Genomic DNA, 19,437 nt, shown 5'->3' on the forward strand with positions numbered 1-19,437 from the left:
GCCTCACTGTTGAAAGTAAGGCTTCTTACCACGGGCCGTCAGCGGTTCGCCACCAGATGTGCACCGAACAGTACGTAGCAGCCCCCGGCAAAGCGGTCGAGCCACTTGCGCGAACGGCTGTAGAGAGTGGCCATGCGCTCACTGGAAAACACCAGGGCCACGCTGGAATACCAACTGAACGATAAGGTGGCCATGGTGATCACCGCCAGGGTCAGCAGCATCGGTGAAGGCGACGGCGGCATGGTGGACGCAAAGATGGTGGCAACAAACAACGCCGCCTTGGGGTTGGACAAGTTGCCCAGCAACCCCAGGCGCCAGGCGGAAAACAACGAACGCCGCGCTTCATCCGGCAGCACGTTCTCGCCCATCGCTGGCGCCGAGCGCTTGAACAGTTTCAACCCCAGGTAGATCAGGTAACAGCCGCCGATGATCTTGAACGCGAGGTACAGCATGGGGGCCGCTGCAAACAGCGACTTGATGCCCAGGCCACCCGCCAACCCCCACATGACGGTACCCGTGGCCACACCCGCTGACGCCACCACGCCATGGCGGCGCGAACAACTGGCTGCCAATTGCGCCGTGTTGAAAAAGTTGGGGCCGGGCGTCACCACCGCGACGGTCCAGAGCAACGCCAATGATAACAATGGCGCGGCGTACGGCAGGTTGGAGAACAGCATCGGACGGTCCTTCTTGCGATGTGGGTAGCGGCTATTGGTCGGCAGCAGGCCCGGGAATGTGGACAAGCAAGTCACCTGGCTGGCAATCCAGATAGGCGCAGATGGCATCCAGCGTCCCTAGCCTTACCCCCTTGACCTTGCCTTGTTTAAGTAACGACAGGTTCTGTTCGGTAATTCCGATAGCGGCCGCCAGGTCCTTGGATTTGACCTTGCGCCGGGCAAGCATAACGTCCAGCTCGATCACGATGGGCATTTGAATCTCATACAAACGTGCGGTTTTCGGAGTCCACTTCACTGGCCTGCCACAGGATACGCGCGATGACCGCGATGCAGGCGGCCAGAAACAATGCCACAAAGCTGGGTGCCGTCACACTCAAGGTGATCAACCGTTGGCCGACAGGTTCGTTCATCGTCACCCACACGCTCAACAGCGGTTCACACAAAAAATCCAGCAAAACCCATAAAGCCACCGCCTTACCGACCTTGCCCAAGTGCAACGCCGCCGCGCTGGAAAAATACTCGCCTCGCGCATAACTTTGGAACAGTTTACGCAATTGATTCAGGCCCGACGCCAACGCCAGCAAGGGAACGCTCGACAGCAAGATGCCACCCAGTGTCTGCCAAACAGGAAACAGTGCCACCTGAGCGGCGCGCCCCTGGATCTGGCGGTCGCTCAGCGCGAAACCAAATCCCAGCCCATCGGCTGAAGAACTTAGCACCGGAAACCACCACACTGCGGCGTTAAGGACCAGCATTGTAACGATCAGCAGCAGCGTGATCAGGGACATGCGCTGGCTGAGTTGGGCAAGACGTTGGGTGTTCATAAACAACCTCGCTGAATAGATGTCGAGGCAAAATAACGAATTAATTATCGTAAAACAATAATTTTTTACCTAAAAACAATAGAAACTTTGAGCTGCCCATCGAATCGGCTGCACAATCGTTCAAGACCTTGCCAGGCAATCTGTCGAATACTGGGTTAACGTGTTTCCATCTCATTTTTTGTGACAAGTCACCATGGGCAAACCCACCGCCACCCTCGACTGGCTGCACCGCGCCCCACATGCCAGTGGCCTGGACCGTATCGAGGCGTACTTTGCCGGCTTCGCCTTCGACCCGCATCGCCATGACACCTACGCCATCGGTCGCACGTTGAGCGGCGTGCAGAGCTTTCACTATCGGGGCGACATGGTGCACAGCCTGCCCGGTACGACCATGGTGCTTCACCCCGATGAAACCCATGACGGCCACGCCGGCAGCGATGAAGGCTTCAAGTACCGGATGATTTACGTCGAGCCGGCGCTCATCCAGCAGATCCTCGGCGGCAAGCCGTTGCCGTTTATCCCCAACGGTTTATCCACCGACCCGCGGCTGTTCCGCGCCAGCGAAGTGTTGCTGCAGAACCTGGACAACCCCATCGACCCGCTGCAGGAACACGACGCCCTGTTCGACCTGGCCCACGCACTTAGCAACGTCTCGGGCGGGATCGTCAGCCGCAAGACCTTCGACTATGTCGCCGCCGAGCGGGCCCGTGAGTTTATCCACAGCGCCCTGGGCCGCAGCATCACCCTGGATGAAATGGCTGACCACGCCGGCCGTGACCGCTGGGCCTTGTCGCGGGATTTTCGCTTGCTGTTCGGCACCAGCCCCTATCGCTACCTGACCATGCGCCGGCTGGACCTGGTGCGCAGCCTGCTGGCCCAGGGCCAATCACTGGTGGACGCGGCGATGACCGCCGGCTTTACCGACCAGAGCCACATGACCCGGCAATTTCGCAGCACCTACGGCATGCCGCCGTCGCGTTGGGTGAAGATGTCAGACCGCTTCCAGGCCCGCTGACTCGGCAGGTTGCCTGAGGCGCAGCGCCAACACCGCGCCTGCCAGAGCAATCGCTGCGCTCCACCACAACGCCCGTTCGATGCCCCCCGCGCTCGCCACCGACACCAGCACCGCCAGCCCCAGCGCCCCGCCAATCTGTTGGCTGGTGGAGGCCATCCCCGCCGCCACGCCCTGCTCGCCCGGACGAATGCCCAGGCCCGCTGCCACCCACATCGCGGTCCAGGTCATGCCCTGGCCGATGCTCAGGATGAAAATCCCCGGCAGCAGCGACCAGAACCCCACGCCGGTCGGCAGTGCCCAGACCACCAGCGCAATGCCCACCGCCCCGGCCAGTTGCCCACTGACGAGGGTGTTGCGCAACCCCAGCCGAACCAACGAACGCTCCGCCAGCCAGATGCCGAACGTACACACCAGGGTCGCCGGCAAAAACGCCAGCCCCGCCTGCAACACGCTGTAGCCGTAGACTTGCTGGTAATACAGCGCGAGGAAGTAGTACTGCACGCCAAAGCTACTCATGAACACCGCCGTCAGCACCATCGCCATGCGCAACTCGCGGTAGGCAAACAGGCGCAACGGCATCAACGGGTCGCGGCCACGGTGCTCGATCCAGGCGAACAGCCCGAGCAGCGCCAGCGCCAAGGCGAGACAGCCGAGGGTGGACGGCGCCGCCCAACCCCATTCCGGCCCCTGCACCAACGAGAACACCAGCAAGGTGCCACCGACGGTGACCGTCAACGCACCACTGACGTCGAAGTTGCGCCCTCGCGCCTGTTCACCATCGGCGGGGATCCAGTACCGCGCCGCCCAGGCGCAGCCGCCCGCCAGGGGCACGTTTACCAGGAACACCGCTTCCCAGCCCCACACCTGGGTCAACACGCCCCCCAGCAGTGCACCCAGCGCCAGCCCGGCCGCCGAGGCCGCGCTCCACACGGCAAACGCACGGTTGCGCGCCGGCCCTTCGGCGTAGTGGGTGTTGATCAGTGCCAGGGTGGCCGGGAACAGCATCGCGCCACCCACGCCCTGCACTGCCCGCGCCAGGACCAGCAACACTGCGCTGCCGCCCAGCACCGCCGCCAGGGACGCCAACGCATAGAGCGACTGCCCCACCCGGTACAAACGGCGCTTGCCGAGCAAATCCGTGGCCCTGCCACCCAGCAGCAGGAATCCACCAAACGCCACGCTGTAGGCACTCACCACCCACTGCAATTGCTGGGCAGAAAAATCCAGGTGAGCGCCGATCTGCGGCAAGGCGACAAACACGATGGTGGCATCCAGCGCGATGATCAGTTGCGCCGTGGCCAGCAACGCCAGCATCCAGCCAGAGGGTCGGGAGGGAGACATCACAACGTCCTGTTCGAAAAAGAGAGACCGCCAGTGTCTTTCATGCCAGATAGATGATAAATACGGATATCACCCTTTCAGTAATGACTTTAATCATGGATCTGAACGCTGTTCGCCTATTGGTCCGCGTCGCCGAAACCCGTAGTTTCACCCGTGCGGCTGGCGATCTGGGGTTGACCCAGTCCGGCCTGTCCCGCGCCATATCGCGCCTGGAGAACGAGCTGGGCGTGCGCCTGCTGCAACGCAACACGCGCAGCGTCAGCCTTACCCCCGACGGGCAAATGCTGTACGAGCGCAGCGCACCATTGCTGGCGGAATTGGCCGAAGCCGAGAAGCTGATGCTCGACCGACGCAGCACCCCTTCCGGCCTGTTGAAGATCAGTACGCCGTCGCTGTTCGGGCGCAAAGTGGTCATGCCGGTAATCGGCGAATTGACCTTGCGTTACCCCGAACTGCGCATTGAAGCGGTGATGACGGACCGCCTGGTGGACATCGTCGACGAAGGCTTCGATGCCTTGCTGCGCACTGGTGAGATCCAGGACCAGCGCCTGATCGCCCGTGCCCTGCCGCCTCTGCGCTGGGTGACCGTTGCCGCGCCGGCTTACCTCGCGCGTTTCGGAACCCCCACCAGCGTGGAGGAACTCAACGACCACCATTGCCTCACCGTGCGCAATTTGCGCAGCGGCCGCATGGTGGACTGGCAGTTCATGATCGAGGGCAACGTGCAGGACGTGAGTGTCGAAGGGCGACTGATCTTTGATATCGGCGATGCGTTGGTGGATGGTGCCGTGGGCGGTTTCGGCATCGCCCAGGTGATGGACTTTGCCGTGCGCGACGATCTGGCCGCCGGGCGCCTGGTGCCGATATTGGAGGACGTTGCCGGGCGCAGTCGGGCGATCTCCCTGGTCTATCCGCCGTCCCGGCAGTATTCGCCCAAATTGATGGCCTTCGCCGAAGCGCTCAGCCAGGCACACTGGTAAACCTGTAGGGGCCGGTTTGTCGGCGATGCGGCCTGTGAAACCAGCGTTGATCTTTGGGACGCCATCGCCGGCAAGCCGGCTCCTACAAGGGCCTGTCAGGCCAGGGTTTTGCCGATGATGGGCTGGCCGATGGTCAGGAAGTTCCCGCCCGCCACGTGGTGCAAGGTGCGCAGTTCGTCATGCCCTTCGAAGTGCCAGTGGCCGTCGCTGAACACGCGCTCGTCGGCATAGGCCGCGACCACTTCACCCAGGAACAGGTCGTAGGTTTGCTGGTTGTGGGCCTCGGGCAGCAGGCGGCACTCCAGCCAGGCCACGCAGCCTTCCAGCAGCGGTGCTTCGGTGTGTTCGCCGTTGAATACCTGCAGGCCGTAAGTGGCGAATTTGTCCGTCTCGGACCCGGTGATGTTGCCCACCGTCTGCACGAGGTCAGCCTGGGCCGCGCACGGCACCTGGAGCACAAAGGTGCCGGCGCTTTCCAACAGTTGGCGAGTCCAGGTGGCTTTGTCCAACACCACCGCGACTTTCGGCGGCTCGAAGTCCAGCGGCATGGCCCAGGCGGCCGCCATGATATTGCGCTGTCCGTTGTGCGCGGCGCTCACCAGCACGGTGGGGCCGTGGTTGAGCAAACGGTAGGCCTTGGACAGCGGAACGGGGCGACGGTGGGTAGGGCTCATGGAAGGTCGACTCTTCGTGCAAGAAAGCACCTACGATACCTGAAGCCCTACGCTTAACTCGACAGTTGGTTGGCGAACTGGCCGACCGCGCTGACCACCTTCTGGGCACCGTCCTGGATTTCCACGATCACCGTGCCCGCCTCGGCCGCCAGGGCCAGGCCTTGCTCGGCTTGCAGACGACCATCGTTCATCAGGGTTACAGCATCGCGGGCCATGTCCTGGTTCTGGCGCACTACGCCGACGATCTCTTCGGTCGCCTTGCTGGTCCGTGATGCCAACTGCCGAACTTCATCGGCCACCACGGCAAAGCCACGGCCCTGCTCACCCGCGCGCGCCGCTTCGATGGCCGCGTTGAGTGCCAGCAGGTTGGTCTGCTCGGCAATGCCGCTGATGGTCTTGACGATGGTGCCGATGACCTGGGACTGAGCGTTCAGCGCCTCGATGCCGTCGCCGGCCTGCTGCATGTGCTTGGCCAGGTCGCGCATCACATCCACGGCCTGGGTCACCACGGTGGTACCGCGCTGGGCGCTGTTGTCGGTTTGCAGCGAGGTGCTGTAGGCAATGTTCGCCGCTTCGGCGACCGCCTGTTCCTGGTTGACCTGGTCGGTGATCACTGTGGCGAACTTGACCACTTTGTACAGCCGGTCATTGGCGTCCAGCACCGGGTTGTAGGTCGCTTCCAGCCACACCACACGGCCATGGCTGTCGACCCGCTTGAAGCGCGCCGCGACGAATTCCCCGGTGTTCAGGCGTTTCCAGAAGTCCTGGTATTCGGTGCTGTTGTATTCCTCCGGCTCGCAGAACATCCGGTGATGCTTGCCCTGGATCTGCGCCAGGCTGTAACCCATGCCGCCGAGGAACCGATCATTGGCGGTGAGCACGTGGCCACCGAGGTCGAACTCAATCACGGCCGTCGAGCGCACCAGGGCGTTCATGAGGTTTTCATGCTCACGGGAGGCTTCGATCGTGCGGGTGAGATCGCTGGAATAAATCGAAAAATGCTTGATGCGCCCATCGGAACTGCGCACCGGCTGCACAATCGAGCGCAGCCACGCTTCCTGGCCATTGCCACGCATCAGGCGCACGGTGCCGGCGAAGTGTTCACCGCGCACCAGGGCGTTCTTGAAGCGTTGCTGGAACTCATCCCGGCGAACGTGGGCCGGCTCCAGATCTTCGATCGCGCGCCCCAGCAGTTGACCATTCTGGTAGGCCAGTTCCTGCAGGAAGTTAGCGTTCGCCCACTCCACCCGGCCTTCGGCGTCCAGCGTCAGGCACAACATTTCACTTTCCAGGCTCTCCTTGACCTGATTCAAGCTGGACAATTCTTCGCGAAGAGCCGCCAGCTCCTGCTTCAAACGGGTGTTGAACATGGGGCACCAATGACCAAATGAGGGAGATGAACCTGACCTGCATCGGCGCTGCCAGCGTTTTCTTAAGCAGGCTTTAGTCCCCAATCCAACTATATTTTTGGATCCATTAACTGCCGTTATTTCGGCACACCCCCATCACTTGATACTCAAGGGTAGTGAGCTTGCCGCTGGAGTCCTCATAGGTCATGCGCGACGGCACCGGGTTGCACGCACGGATCGGCGGCGTAACGTTGACCACCTTGGCAATGTCCAGCGTCATGCCATAGCGGTACGCCTGCACCACGGGTGCCGGCTTGCCATTCCTGGCTGCGTAGTCGGCCATGGCCTTCTCGTTGCGTTCCATCATCAACGCAAACGTTCGATCCCCCCCGCCCTCGGCCAATGCGCCAAAAGACAAGATTGCAGTTAACACACCCAGACCCACGGTATAAAAGTTCATGCTTAGTTCCTCGACTGACTGTTAAGTGCCGAGACTAAACAACGGACCCTGACGCCACCTTCACTGGAACATTACTTATTTGTTAGATAACGCTGAGTTTCCAGAATTGTAATCTGCGCGCCACGTATTCGTTATCCACGGTTTGCAACTATCAGCCCGGGCCACATCAATAAGAACGCCCACTCCCATAAGAAGCTGATAACTGCCAATACCCAGGAGCGAACCATGCGTATCCGTCACTACAGCTTTCCCCTGTCACTGTGTGCCGCCTTGCCGCTGGCCGCGGTGGCCGTGGAGGACAAGCCCGAAGGCTTTATCGAGGGCAGCAGCTTCAATGTGCTGGCGCGTAATTTTTACTTCAACCGCGATGATCGCAAGGGCCAGTCCAGCCCCACCGGCAACGGCTACTCCGAAGCCTGGGCCCAGGGTTTGATCGGCAAATTTGAATCCGGCTTTACCCAGGGTACCGTGGGGTTTGGCCTGGACGCGTTCGCCATGGTCGGCGTGAAACTCGACTCGGGCACCGGTCGCAGCGGCGGCAAGGGTTCGTTCGGCATGTTGCCGGTGGACAGCGAAAACCACCCTGAGGACAACTACAGCAAAGTCGGCGGTGCGGCGAAATTGCGTGTGCTGGATACCGTGATCAAGGCCGGCGACGTATTCCCGCTGAACCCGGTGGTGGCTTACGGCGATTCGCGCGTCTTGCCGGAGAGCTTCCGGGGCGTGACCGCACAAAACACCAGCCTTGAGGGCCTGACCCTGCAAGGCGGACGCTTGAGCGGCATGAGCCAACCGACCGAAAGTGGCATGGACAAAGGCTTTGCGACCTTCTACGCGGGGCAAGTCGACTCGCCTTGGGTCGGCTATTTCGGCGGCGACTACACCGTCAACAAACACCTCAGCGTCAGCCTCTACAGCAGCCGCCTGAAGGACGCCTGGGACCAGTACTACTTCGGCAGCGCCGCCAGTTATCCGCTGAATGACGACGTCTCGCTGTTTGGTGACTTCAACTACTACAAGGCCGTGGACGAAGGTAAAAAACGCCTGGGTGAGTTCTACAACAACATCTGGAGCGCCAGGCTCGGGGTGAAGGTCGGCGCCCACAGCCTGGCCGTATCGCACCAGCGCAACAACGGCGATGACGACTTCGATTACCTGCGCCAGTCGGACTCGATCTTCCTGAACAACTCGATCCAGTACAGCGACTTCAACTCGCCCAAGGAGCGTTCGTGGATGGTGCGCTACGACCTGGACATGCAGGCCTTCGGCATCCCCGGCCTGTCGTTCATGACCCGCTACGGCAAAGGCACCGGCGCCGACTACAGCAATGCCAACGCGGTGTACATGCGTCGCGATGCGGCAGGTGACCCTCTCACCGATCAACGCCGCTGGGAGCGGGATATCGAGGCCAAATATGTCGTGCAGGCTGGCAACTTGAAGGACTTATCGCTGCGACTGCGACAGGCGACCGTGCGCTCCAGTGCATTTGAGTCGGACCTGGAAGAAGTTCGGCTTATTGTCGAGTACCCCATCGCCGTACTGTAAAGCCAGCCCATTACATTCACTTGCCGATGCACTACATCTCTTCACAGGTTGAAGTCTGTCAGAACTGTAATATCAGCCTCACCTTCGCGTTAAGTTGCACTTTCTACACTGCACATCGAACACATCTCATCTCTGCAGCTTTTGTGTAGCTCCTTTGGAACAGAGATGAATTTTTACGCCCCAGCCGGGGCGTTTTTTTTGTGTGCAGGCGCTGTGACGAATCGTCGCGCCCGCCTGACGTGGCTTGACCCTAAAGCTACTTCACCGTTCAGGCTGCGCTTTTGATGACGTGGCCTACAGACTACCCCGCCTCGCTATGAGGCCATGCCCTTTTCGTTTTCTTTGAAGGTAACTCCCCATGCGTATCCTTGTGGTTGAGGACGAGCAGAAAACCGCCGACTACCTGCAGCAAGGCCTGACCGAAAGCGGTTATGTCGTCGATTGCGCCGCCAGCGGCATTGATGGCCTGCACCTGGCACGGCAACACAGCTACGAATTGGTGATCCTTGACGTCAACTTGCCCAACACCGACGGTTGGGAAGTGCTGGAGCAACTGCGCCGCGACGGCAACCAGCGCGTGATGATGCTGACCGCACGCGGGCGGCTCGCCGACAAGATCAAGGGCCTGGACATGGGCGCCGATGATTACCTGGTCAAGCCCTTTGAGTTTCCCGAGTTGCTGGCCCGGGTGCGTACCCTGCTGCGGCGCAGCGAGCACATCCCGGTGCCGGACGTGCTGCGGGTCTCGGACCTGGAACTGGACCCGCGCCGGCATCGCGCCTATCGCGGCAACCGCCGGATCGACCTGACCACCAAGGAGTTCGCCCTGCTGCATGTGCTGATGCGCCAGGCCGGCGAGGTGATGACCCGCACGCAAATCATCTCGCTGGTGTGGGACATGAACTTCGACTGCGACACCAATGTGGTGGAAGTCTCCATCAGCCGCCTGCGGGCCAAAGTCGATGACCAGAGCGAAGTAAAGTTGATCCATACCATCCGCGGCGTGGGTTATGTGCTGGAGGCGCGCCCATGAAGACCAGCAGCCTGTCGATGCGCCTGGGGTTGACGGTCAGCCTGATGGGCGCCGGGTTGGTGGTGCTGCTGGCGACCTTGGCGTTCCTGGCCCTGACCCATGAACTGGACAAGCTGGCGCGCAAGGGCCTGGAAAACAAAATGGAACAACTGGCCCATACCCTCGGCCAGGGCCTCGATGAACACCGCATCACCAACCGCCCCCATTCACTGCTGGACCTGGTGATGGGCCACGACAACATCTACCTGACCATCATCGGTGCCCGGCCCGATGCACCGGTACTCCTCAGCGTCGGCGCCAAGCCCCAACAACCGCTGCTGCTCGATGTGCCCACCGGCAAAAACCTGGCCTATTTGAACTGGGTCGACGGCCAGGGCAATCGCATCCTCAGTGCGACGCGCCTGATGCCCCTGCAAGGCGGCGAATATGTACGCGTGCTGCTGTCGCTGGACCGCTCCGATGATGAAGCGTTGCTCAGTGCCTACCTGCGCTCCACGGTCATCGCGCTGCCGATGCTGCTGATCCTGATCGGCATGGGCGCCTGGTGGCTGGTGCAACGCGGGCTCGCGCCGTTGCAGCAGTTCAGCCGCGTGGCGGCCAAGGTCACGACACAGGACCTGACCCATCGCCTGTCCCTGGACAACCTGCCCAAGGAGCTGGGCGAGCTGGCCCAGGGCATCAATTTCATGCTGCACCGCCTCGACGCCGGGGTGCAGCAACTGTCGCAGTTCTCCGACGACCTCGCCCACGAACTGCGCGCGCCCTTGACCAACCTGATGGGCAAGGCCCAGGTCACCCTGTCCCGCGAACGGCCCTCGGAGGAATACAAGGCCGGCCTGGAATCCTGCACCGAGGAAATGGAACGCCTGTCGCGAATCGTTTCCGACATGCTGTTCCTGGCCCAGGTCAGCCACCCCGCCGCACGCGCCGGGTTTGCCCCGGTGTCATTGGCGCAGGAGGCCCGGCGGGTGATGGAACTGTTCGCCCTCAGCGCCGAGGACAAGCACATCACCCTGAGCCTGCGCGGCGACGCCTGGGTGACAGGGGACCGCCTGATGATTCAGCGTGCGATCTCCAACCTGCTGTCCAATGCGATTCGCCATACCCCCAACGCTTCCAGCGTATTGCTGTTGGTGGAAAGCTATGACCAGAGTGTGTCGCTGTCGGTCGGCAATCCGGGGCGCGGCATCGAAGCCCATCACCTGCCGCACCTGTTCGAACGTTTCTACCGGGCCGACAGCAGCCGCACCCGGGCCGAAGGCGGCACCGGCCTGGGGCTGGCGATTGTGCAATCGATCATGCACCTGCATCAGGGGCACGCCGACGTCAGCAGCCAGCCGGGCCGCTTCACGCGGTTCAGCCTGGTGTTTCCTCTTCCTTGCGATGCGCCCACTGATACAACGCCGGTAGCACCAGCAACGTTAGCAACGTAGACGACATAATCCCGCCGATCACCACCGTCGCCAGCGGCCGCTGCACTTCGGCGCCGGTGCCGGTGGCGAGCGCCATGGGGATAAACCCCAGGGACGCCACCAATGCCGTCATCAGCACCGGGCGCAACCGGGTCAACGCACCTTCGTGGATGGCCACCGACAACGAGCGCCCTTCCTCGCGCAGGTTACGGATGAAGGCGATCATCACCAGCCCGTTCAGCACCGCCACACCGGACAAGGCAATAAAACCCACCCCGGCCGAGATCGACAGCGGAATATCGCGCAGCCACAGCGCCATGATCCCACCGGTCAAGGCGAACGGAATGCCGGTAAACACCAGCAGCCCGTCCTTGAGGTTGTTGAACATCATGAACAGCAAGCCGAACACCAGCAGCAACGCCACCGGCACCACGATGCGCAGCCGGTCGGACGCCTCCTTCAGTTGTTCGAACTGGCCACCCCACGAGGTCCAGTAGCCCGCCGGCACTTTCACCTGGGCGATGAGCGCGGCTTCGGCCTCTTCCACGAATGAGCCGATATCCCGCCCACGCACGTTGGCACTGACGATCACCAGGCGCTTGCCGTTCTCGCGGCTGATCTGGTTCGGCCCGAGCACCAGGTCCAGGCTCGCCACCTGGGACAAGGCGATAAAGCCCAATTGACCCGACGCGTTACTCGGCACCGGAATCAACAGCCGCGACAGCCCGTCGATATCGGTGCGCAGCGCGTCGGACAAACGCACAACCATGTCAAAACGCCGATCGCCTTCATACAACGTACCGGCCTGGCGCCCACCGACGGCGACGGCAATGGTGTCCTGCACATCGCCCACATTCAGGCCAAAACGCGCGGCCTTGTCGCGGTCGATATTGATGGTCAGCACCGGCAGGCCAGAGGTTTGTTCCACCTTGACTTCGGAGGCGCCGCTGAGCTTTTGCAGGGTCTCGGCGATTTCTCCGGCGGTCTTGTTCAGCACGTCCATGTCATCGCCAAACACCTTCACCGCCACATCGCTGCGCACGCCGGAAATCAGCTCGTTGAAACGCAGTTGGATCGGCTGCGACAACTCGTACGCACTGCCCGGCACAATCGCACTGGCGCGCTGGATATCAGCGATCAGGGTTTCGCGGGACTTCTTGGGATCTGGCCATTGGTCCTTGGGTTTAAGCATCACGTAGCTGTCGGAAATGTTCGGTGGCATCGGATCCGAAGCAATTTCCGCAGTGCCGGTACGCGCAAATACCCGCTCGATTTCCGGCACCTGGGCCATCAAGGTTTTTTCCAGCTGCTGCTGCATCTGCACCGATTGCGTCAGGCTGGTGCCCGGCACGCGCAAGGCCTGCTGGGCGAAGTCACCTTCACTGAGGCTGGGGATAAATTCGCTGCCCATGCGGCTGGCGACAGCGCCCGAAGCGACGATGGTCAACACGGCCAGACCGAATACCAGCGGACGACGCGTCATGACCCAATCGAGCACTGGCGCATAGACCCGGCGCGCGCTGCGCATGACAACGTTTTCTTCTTCCTTGACCTTGCCCGTGACGAAGAGCGCAATCGCCGCCGGCACGAAGGTCACCGACAGAATCATCGCGCCCAACAGCGCGATCACCACGGTAAATGCCATGGGGTGGAACATCTTCCCGGCCACCCCGGTGAGGGCAAAGATCGGCAGGTACACCACCATGATGATCAACTGCCCGAAGATCAGCGCGCGCCGCGCTTCCTTGGCGGCGGCAAACACTTCATGCAGCCGCTCGCTGCGGGTCAACAGGCGACCATGGCGCTGTTGCGCGTGGGCCAGGCGGCGGATGGCGTTCTCGACGATCACCACCGCGCCGTCAACAATAATGCCGAAGTCCAGCGCGCCAAGGCTCATCAAGTTGGCGCTGACCTTGTTGGTGAACATCCCGGTAAAAGTGAACAGCATCGCCAGCGGAATCACCATCGCGGTGATCAGCGCAGCGCGGATATTACCGAGGAACAGGAACAGCACCGCCACCACCAGCAAGGCACCTTCGAAGAGGTTTTTCTTCACGGTGGCGATGGCTTTTTCGACCAGGTTGGTGCGGTCGTAGACGGTGACCGCGACGACGCCTTCGGGCAGCGATCGGTTGATCTCTTCGAGTTTTTTCGCCACCGCCTGGGACACGCTGCGGCTGTTTTCGCCGATCAGCATGAACACCGTGCCCAGCACCACTTCGCGGCCATTTTCCGTGGCCGCGCCGGTACGCATCTCACGCCCGATCTCGACCTGGGCCACGTTACGCACACGGATCGGCGTACCGTCCGAGCTGGTGATGACAATATTGGCGATGTCCTCAATGGACGCCAATTGCCCCGGCGCACGGATCAGTAGTTGCTCGCCGCTGCGCTCGATGTAGCCGGCGCCGACATTCGCGTTGTTACGTTCAAGCGCCGTGACCAGGTCATTCAAGGTCAGCTTGTAGGCGGCCAGGCGCTTGGGGTCGGGCGCAATCTGGTATTCCTTGGCAAAGCCGCCAATGGTGTTGATCTCGGCCACGCCCGGCACGTTGCGCAGTTGCGGCTTGATGATCCAGTCCTGGATCACCCGCAGATCGGTCGGGGTATAGGGCGTGCCGTCGTCCTTTAGCGCGCCGTCCTTGGCCTCCACGGTCCATAGGAAAATTTCTCCGAGGCCGGTGGAAATCGGCCCCATCGCGGTTTCGATGCCGACGGGCAGTTGCTCGCGCGCCACCTGCAGCCGCTCATTGACCAATTGGCGGGCGAAGAACAGGTCGGTGCCGTCCTTGAAAATCACCGTCACCTGGGACAAACCGGACCGCGACAGCGAACGGGTCTGCTGCAAACCGGGCAAGCCGGCCATGGCTGTTTCAATGGGAAAGGTGATGCGCTGTTCGGTTTCCAGCGGCGAAAAACCGGCCGCCGCCGAGTTGATCTGCACCTGCACGTTGGTGATGTCGGGCACCGCGTCGATGGGCAACTTCTGGTAGCTGGCGATGCCGACACCGGCCATCAACAGCACCGCCAACAGCACGATAATGCGCTGCTCGATGGCAAATTGGATAAGGCGCTCAAACATGGGGAATCACTCGCAGGATCAATGGGCGTGCTCGGCCGAGCCCTTGCCCAGTTCGGACTTGAGGATGAAGCTGCCGACCGTGGCCACCTGCGCCCCGGCCTCCAGGCCCTGGCGTACTTCGACGTAGCCGTTTTCGCTCGCGCCGAGTTCCAGGTGACGGGTAACGAACCCGTGCTCGGTGCGCACAAACACCGAGGGCTTGTCCTCGACGGTCTGGATCGCCTCCTGGGGTACGGTGACCTTGGCCTGGAACGTGTCCGTAGCCAGTTGCACGCTGACAAACAAACCAGGGCGCCAGGCGTCATCGGGGTTGGGCACGCTCACGCGCACGGTGGCGGTGCGCGTCTGCTCGCCGAGCAGATTGCCGACATAGGCCACGGTGCCGCGCACGTCGGTGCCCATTTCCGTGGAGCTGACGGTCACCGGCTTGCCCACGCGCACCTTGTTCAAGTCCTTGGGAAACACGCCGAAGGTCACCCACACCTGGGACAGGTCCGAGAGCGTGAACGCGTTGGTGGTTTCACTCACCACCTCGCCGACGCCCAGGTGTTTTTCCACCACCACACCGGCAAAGGGCGCACGCAGCTCATAGCGATTGCCACCCACCAGCACTGCGCTGCCACTCAATGCCGTCATCTTCTGGCGGGCGTTGTTCAGGGCGATTTCGGCTTCTTGCAGGGCCTGGCGCGCCAGCAGGTAATCCTGCTCGGCGGAGATTTTGTCCTGCCACAGTTGGCGCTCTCGCTGGAAAGTGGTGCGGGCCAGTTCGACCCGTCGTTCACTGGCGGCCAATTCGCTACGCTGATCGGAAATCTGCTGGCTGACGATCACCGCCAACAACTCACCCTGCTTCACCGACTGGCCCAGGTTGACCTTGACCGCCTCCACCACACCCGCCGCACGCGGGACGATGTGGGAGGTGCGGTCTTCGTCGAAGCGTATTTCCCCCGGCAGCACCAGCAGCGTGCTGATCGCACGAGGTTGAGCCTGGGCGATCTGAATGCCGGCGGCCTGGATCTGCTGTTCGGTGAGTTCAAGTTCGCCTTCTTCTTCATCGGCCATCGCGAAGCTGGACAGCATCAGGCTCAAGGCGATGGCAAGCGCCACGCCATGTGTGTTGTTCATAAAGGACTCCAGGAAAAATCAAAACCGGGCGAGGTCGCCGTAGATCCGTTCGATGCGCACCCAGGCGTCGGTGGCCTGGGCGGTGGCCGTGAGGTATTGGGTGCGGGCTGCGATCAGGGTGCGCTGGGCATCAAGCACATCGAGGAAGCTGAACTTGCCCATCTCGAAACCGCGAGTGGCGCTGTCCACCGCCAGTTGGGCGGCAGGCAGGATCTGCTGGTTGAAGGCGCGCACTTCGGTATTCGCGGTTTGCCACAGGTCGAGGGCTTGCCGGGTTTCGGTGCGCAGGCGCAGTTCGGCGGCGTTGCGCAGGTCGCGGGACTGGTCGGCGCGGCGCGTAGCCGCCAGCACGTTGCCCTGATTGCGGTTGAACAGCGGGATCGGCATCGACACGCCCACCAGGTTCACGCGCTCGCGCACGCTGGCGTCGTATTGGCTGCCGATGGACACGTCGAGGTCGGGAATGCGCTGGGCTTTTTCCAGGCCCACGCTGGCTTCGTTTTGCAGAATGTTCAGTTCGGCCAGGCGCAGTTCAACGGTTTGCTCAAGACGATCGAGCAACTGCACGGCTGGCGGCAAGGACGGTGGGAATTGGTTTTGCGAGGCGACGGCCTGGAAGTCCGGCACGGCGCTGCCGGTGCTGGCGGCCAGGCGGCGATAGGCATCGGTGAGGCCGATCTGTGCACGGTTCAACTCCAGGCGTATTTCCGACGATTGCACCTGCGCGCGCGTCGCTTCCACCGGCGAGGTTTTGCCCGCCGTGACACGACCATTGGCGACGACCAGTCCACGCTCGGCCACCGCCATGGAGCGCTGTGCCAGGTCGAGGCGTTCCTGGGCGCGCAAGGCACCGTAATAGCTGTCGATGACGTCGGCGCGCAAAAGGTTGCGGCGCTGTTCCAAGGTCAGCGCGGCAACGTCCTGGGCACGGGTGGCGACGTCGATGCGTGCACCGCGCTTGCCGCCCAGTTCCAGGGTTTGGCTGAGCTTGATGGAGGTGATGCGAGAGTTGCGCCGCGTGTCTTCAGCATCCCAGGAGGCCACCGGGTTGGGGATCAGGCCGGCCTGTTGACGGGCGCCTTGGGCGATGTCGATTTCCCATTGCGCGGCCGCCAGGTCCGGGTTGTTGGCGAAGGCGGTTTGCAGGGCAGCGTCGAGGGTCAGGGGTTGTGCACCGACCCCTTGCGCCGTCGCCAGAAACACGACGACCGACCACAGAAATGTTCTTGCACGAATTGGCATAACGAGAGTTCCAGGCCCATGAAATGGCGGGTAAATCCAAGCCGGGGCACTGTAGCTTTCGGTACTTATCAGAGCGGTGTGCAGAACATTACAAATCCGTTAGACAGGGTCAGACATGCACGTCGTCATGTTCGTCATGCGCAAAACCGTCGCCTTCGACCTGGATGGTCGCGTGGGAAATATCGAATTGCTCATGCAGCAGTTCCGTCACCGCGGTGAGGATTTGTGGTTCCGTACTGAGCGCCGAATCCGCCACCAGGTGGGTGCTCAGTACATTCTTGCCGCTGGTGAGCGCCCAAATGTGCAGGTCGTGTACCTCCTTGACCCCACGCACACCGCGAATAGCCTGCTCCACCTGGTCGATATCAATGCCGTCCGGTACACCTTGCAGCAGCACGTTCATGCTGTCCTTGAGCAACGTCCAGGTACGCGGCAACACCCAGAAACCAATGGCCGCCGCGACCAGCGAGTCGACCCAGCCCCAGCCTGTGTACAGGATCACCAGCGCCGCGATGATCACACCGATGGAGCCAAGCATATCGCTCCAGACCTCCAGGTAGGCGCCCTTCACATTCAGGCTTTCACCGCTGGCGGCGCTCAGCAGGCGCATGGAAATCAGGTTGACGATCAGCCCCAGCACGGCGATCACCAGCATGCCGGTGGACTGTATCTCGGCGGGCGCCTGTAACCGTTGGTACGCCTCATACAGGATGTAGAACGCCACGGCGAACAACAGCAACGCATTGAACGCTGCGGCCAGGATCTCGAACCGCGCATAGCCGAAGGTGCGCTTGCGGTCGGCCGGGCGCTTGGCAATCTGGATGGCCACCAGGGAAATCGCCAGGGCCAGGGCGTCGGTCATCATGTGGGCGGCGTCGGACAGCAGCGCCAGGCTACCGGTGACGAAAGCGCCGATGACTTCGGCAATCATGAAACTGCCGGTCAGGCCCAAGGCGATCCATAGCTTGCGTTCGTGGCCGGCGCGTACTTGGGCGTGGCTGTGTCCTGCGCTCATGGGGAGTGCTCCTGATCTGTTGTAGGAGCCGGCTTGCCGGCGATAGCGATGTTGACCCTAGGCGTCGATCTTACGGACGCCATCGCCGGCAAGCCGGCTCCTACAAAGATAGAGCCCTGACGCAAAAACATTGGCATGCCTTGCAACGTTGTCATCTGCACGCCAGTTCAGCGTTATTTTTGGCGCACCAAAATCGCACACGAGCGCTCTGCAACGGTTCTATCAGGTATGCTTTTCGGACAGGAAACAAAAAGAAACAATTTTCCCAACCTGTTCGATAAGGAGTCCCGTTTTGGAGTTATCGACTGCCGCGTGGATGGTCCACGACACCCGCCTTATGTTCTGTGTACTGCTGGCCATCGCCAGCATCATTGTGCTGATCAGCGCGACCAAATTACCGCCGTTCCTGTCGATCCTGATTGGCACCTTTATCGCCGGAGTCGGCGCCGGCCTGCCGCCAGAAGAGGTGGCCAAGGCGTTCAGCAAAGGCGCCGGGGCCATCCTCGGTGAAGCGGGGATCATCATCGCCCTGGGCTCAATGCTCGGCGCACTGATGGCCGAATCCGGCGCGGCCGACCGCATTGCCACCACCCTGCTCGGGCTGGGCAAGGGCAAGTCTTTGCCGTGGGTAATGGCGCTGGTGGCCATGGTGATCGGCTTGCCGCTGTTCTTCGAAGTGGGCCTGGTGATGATGGTGCCGATCATCTTTGTGATGGCCAAGCGTTCGAACCAGCCGCTGCTGAAAATCGCCATCCCGGCACTGGCGGGCATGACCACCCTGCACGCCCTGATGCCACCGCATCCGGGGCCGCTGATTGCAGTGGGCGCGTTGCATGCGGACCTCGGCCTGACCATGTTGCTGGGCTTCTGCCTGGCGGTGCCGGCGGTGATCCTGGCGGGCCCGATCTACGGCAACTGGCTGTCCAAGCGCCTGCATGTGGATGAACCGGCCGACATTGGCGCGCTGTTCAGTGCGCCACCCAAGGCGCCGCGCCAGCCGAGTTTCGGCGTGTCGCTGCTGATCATTCTGTTACCGGTGATCCTGATGCTCGGCAGCACCTTGGCCAAGGTAGCGCTGCCGGCCGAAAGCACCGTGGGCCTGACCTTGAAGTTCCTCGGCGAGCCGTTGATCGCCCTCGGCCTGGCCGTGATTGCCGCCGTGATCTGCCTGGGCTGGGCCGCCGGCATGCCACGTGCGGACGTTGGCAACACCCTGCGCAAAGCCCTCGCCCCCATCGCCGTGTTGCTGCTGACCATCGGCGCCGGCGGCGGCCTCAAGCAGACCCTGTTGGACGCCGGCGTCAGCCAGACCATCAGCAAGGTCGCCGAAGGCGCACACATGCCCTACCTGTTACTCGCGTGGCTGATTGCAGTTGCGCTGCGCCAGGCCACCGGCTCGGCCACCGTCGCCACCACCACGACCGCCGGCATCCTCGCACCGATGATGGCCGGGCTTGCCGCGACACAGAGTTCGCTGGTAGCACTGGCGATTGGCGCCGGCTCGGTGTTCTTCTGCCACGTCAACGACGCCGGGTTCTGGATGGTGCGTGAGTACTTTGGCCTGCAGTTGAAACAGACGATCTGGGTGTGGTCGGTGTTGCAGACCATCGTGTCAGTGGTGGGGTTGGTGGGTACGTTGTTGATGTGGCACTTCTTGACCTGA

Annotated in this window: 17 protein-coding genes and 1 pseudogene; 6 read left to right on the top strand and 12 right to left on the bottom strand. The window is 61.9% G+C overall.

Annotated elements, in window-relative coordinates; all coding sequences use genetic code 11:
- Positions 1-38: 38 nt before the first annotated feature.
- The 3 genes from AC0IYN_RS06895 to AC0IYN_RS06905 are packed head-to-tail and all read right to left on the bottom strand — an operon-like array spanning position 39 to position 1,501.
- A complete protein-coding gene (locus tag AC0IYN_RS06895) occupies positions 39-677 on the bottom strand; it encodes a LysE family transporter (RefSeq protein ID WP_406598495.1) in 639 nt (212 codons plus the stop codon).
- Positions 678-708: 31 nt separating this feature from the next.
- Positions 709-930 (bottom strand): helix-turn-helix domain-containing protein, encoded by a 222-nt coding sequence (locus AC0IYN_RS06900; protein WP_099493974.1) that lies wholly within the window; start codon positions 928-930, stop codon positions 709-711.
- A 7-nt stretch (positions 931-937) separates the two neighbouring features.
- Positions 938-1,501 carry a DUF2975 domain-containing protein gene (locus tag AC0IYN_RS06905; RefSeq protein WP_406598477.1) on the bottom strand — a complete coding sequence of 188 codons (564 nt, stop codon included), beginning with the start codon at positions 1,499-1,501 and terminating at the stop codon, positions 938-940.
- A 193-nt stretch (positions 1,502-1,694) separates the two neighbouring features.
- Here AC0IYN_RS06905 and AC0IYN_RS06910 point away from each other — a divergent pair, with 193 nt between their 5' ends.
- The gene (locus AC0IYN_RS06910) at positions 1,695-2,516 is read left to right on the top strand and encodes an AraC family transcriptional regulator (RefSeq protein ID WP_406598478.1); all 822 of its coding nucleotides are present in this window, start codon (positions 1,695-1,697) and stop codon (positions 2,514-2,516) included.
- Here AC0IYN_RS06910 and AC0IYN_RS06915 read toward each other — a convergent pair.
- Positions 2,493-3,830, bottom strand: coding sequence for an MFS transporter (locus tag AC0IYN_RS06915; RefSeq protein WP_078046752.1), 1,338 nt, complete (start codon positions 3,828-3,830; stop codon positions 2,493-2,495). The two genes, AC0IYN_RS06910 and AC0IYN_RS06915, sit on opposite strands and share 24 nt — an antisense overlap.
- A 122-nt stretch (positions 3,831-3,952) precedes the next feature.
- Here AC0IYN_RS06915 and AC0IYN_RS06920 point away from each other — a divergent pair, with 122 nt between their 5' ends.
- A complete protein-coding gene (locus tag AC0IYN_RS06920) occupies positions 3,953-4,837 on the top strand; it encodes a LysR family transcriptional regulator (protein ID WP_406598479.1) in 885 nt (294 codons plus the stop codon).
- Between the two features lie 95 nt (positions 4,838-4,932).
- On the opposite strand, the gene AC0IYN_RS06925 is transcribed toward AC0IYN_RS06920, so the two are convergent.
- From AC0IYN_RS06925 to AC0IYN_RS06940, 4 genes and pseudogenes are all read right to left on the bottom strand, one after another.
- Positions 4,933-5,511 carry a flavin reductase family protein gene (locus tag AC0IYN_RS06925; protein ID WP_406598480.1) on the bottom strand — a complete coding sequence of 193 codons (579 nt, stop codon included), beginning with the start codon at positions 5,509-5,511 and terminating at the stop codon, positions 4,933-4,935.
- A 53-nt stretch (positions 5,512-5,564) separates the two neighbouring features.
- Positions 5,565-5,996 (bottom strand): methyl-accepting chemotaxis protein, encoded by a 432-nt coding sequence (locus tag AC0IYN_RS06930; RefSeq protein ID WP_370589429.1) that lies wholly within the window; start codon positions 5,994-5,996, stop codon positions 5,565-5,567.
- 108 nt (positions 5,997-6,104) lie between these two features.
- Positions 6,105-6,881: pseudogene (locus tag AC0IYN_RS06935) on the bottom strand (PAS domain-containing protein); the annotation flags it as partial.
- A gap of 106 nt (positions 6,882-6,987) precedes the next feature.
- Positions 6,988-7,320: a DUF2790 domain-containing protein gene (locus tag AC0IYN_RS06940; protein WP_406598481.1), complete on the bottom strand. Its 333-nt coding sequence runs from the start codon at positions 7,318-7,320 to the stop codon at positions 6,988-6,990.
- 225 nt (positions 7,321-7,545) lie between these two features.
- On the opposite strand from AC0IYN_RS06940, the gene AC0IYN_RS06945 reads away from it, so the two are divergent.
- The 3 genes from AC0IYN_RS06945 (at position 7,546) to AC0IYN_RS06955 (ending at position 11,331) form a co-directional block, all read left to right on the top strand.
- On the top strand, positions 7,546-8,865 hold the full coding sequence (locus AC0IYN_RS06945) for an OprD family porin (RefSeq protein ID WP_471840901.1): 1,320 nt from the start codon (positions 7,546-7,548) through the stop codon (positions 8,863-8,865).
- Between the two features lie 358 nt (positions 8,866-9,223).
- Positions 9,224-9,898, top strand: a complete 675-nt coding sequence (locus AC0IYN_RS06950) for a heavy metal response regulator transcription factor (RefSeq protein ID WP_058423142.1) — start codon at positions 9,224-9,226, stop codon at positions 9,896-9,898.
- Positions 9,895-11,331, top strand: coding sequence for a heavy metal sensor histidine kinase (locus AC0IYN_RS06955; protein WP_406598483.1), 1,437 nt, complete (start codon positions 9,895-9,897; stop codon positions 11,329-11,331). The genes AC0IYN_RS06950 and AC0IYN_RS06955 overlap by 4 nt, the downstream gene beginning before the upstream one ends.
- Here the strand turns inward: AC0IYN_RS06955 and AC0IYN_RS06960 are convergent.
- The 4 genes from AC0IYN_RS06960 to AC0IYN_RS06975 all read right to left on the bottom strand — a co-directional run bounded on the left by AC0IYN_RS06960 (position 11,255) and on the right by AC0IYN_RS06975 (position 17,774).
- The gene (locus AC0IYN_RS06960) at positions 11,255-14,392 is read right to left on the bottom strand and encodes a CusA/CzcA family heavy metal efflux RND transporter (protein WP_457266924.1); all 3,138 of its coding nucleotides are present in this window, start codon (positions 14,390-14,392) and stop codon (positions 11,255-11,257) included. The two genes, AC0IYN_RS06955 and AC0IYN_RS06960, sit on opposite strands and share 77 nt — an antisense overlap.
- 18 nt (positions 14,393-14,410) lie before the next feature.
- Positions 14,411-15,517: an efflux RND transporter periplasmic adaptor subunit gene (locus AC0IYN_RS06965; RefSeq protein WP_471840904.1), complete on the bottom strand. Its 1,107-nt coding sequence runs from the start codon at positions 15,515-15,517 to the stop codon at positions 14,411-14,413.
- 18 nt (positions 15,518-15,535) lie between these two features.
- A complete protein-coding gene (locus AC0IYN_RS06970) occupies positions 15,536-16,759 on the bottom strand; it encodes a TolC family protein (RefSeq protein WP_471840905.1) in 1,224 nt (407 codons plus the stop codon).
- A gap of 109 nt (positions 16,760-16,868) precedes the next feature.
- Positions 16,869-17,774, bottom strand: a complete 906-nt coding sequence (locus AC0IYN_RS06975) for a cation diffusion facilitator family transporter (protein ID WP_471840907.1) — start codon at positions 17,772-17,774, stop codon at positions 16,869-16,871.
- A 292-nt stretch (positions 17,775-18,066) separates the two neighbouring features.
- Between AC0IYN_RS06975 and AC0IYN_RS06980 the strand changes: the two genes are divergently transcribed.
- On the top strand, positions 18,067-19,437 hold the full coding sequence (locus tag AC0IYN_RS06980; protein ID WP_214496693.1) for a GntT/GntP/DsdX family permease: 1,371 nt from the start codon (positions 18,067-18,069) through the stop codon (positions 19,435-19,437).

It is taken from the genome of Pseudomonas sp. AC112, from assembly GCF_979253545.1.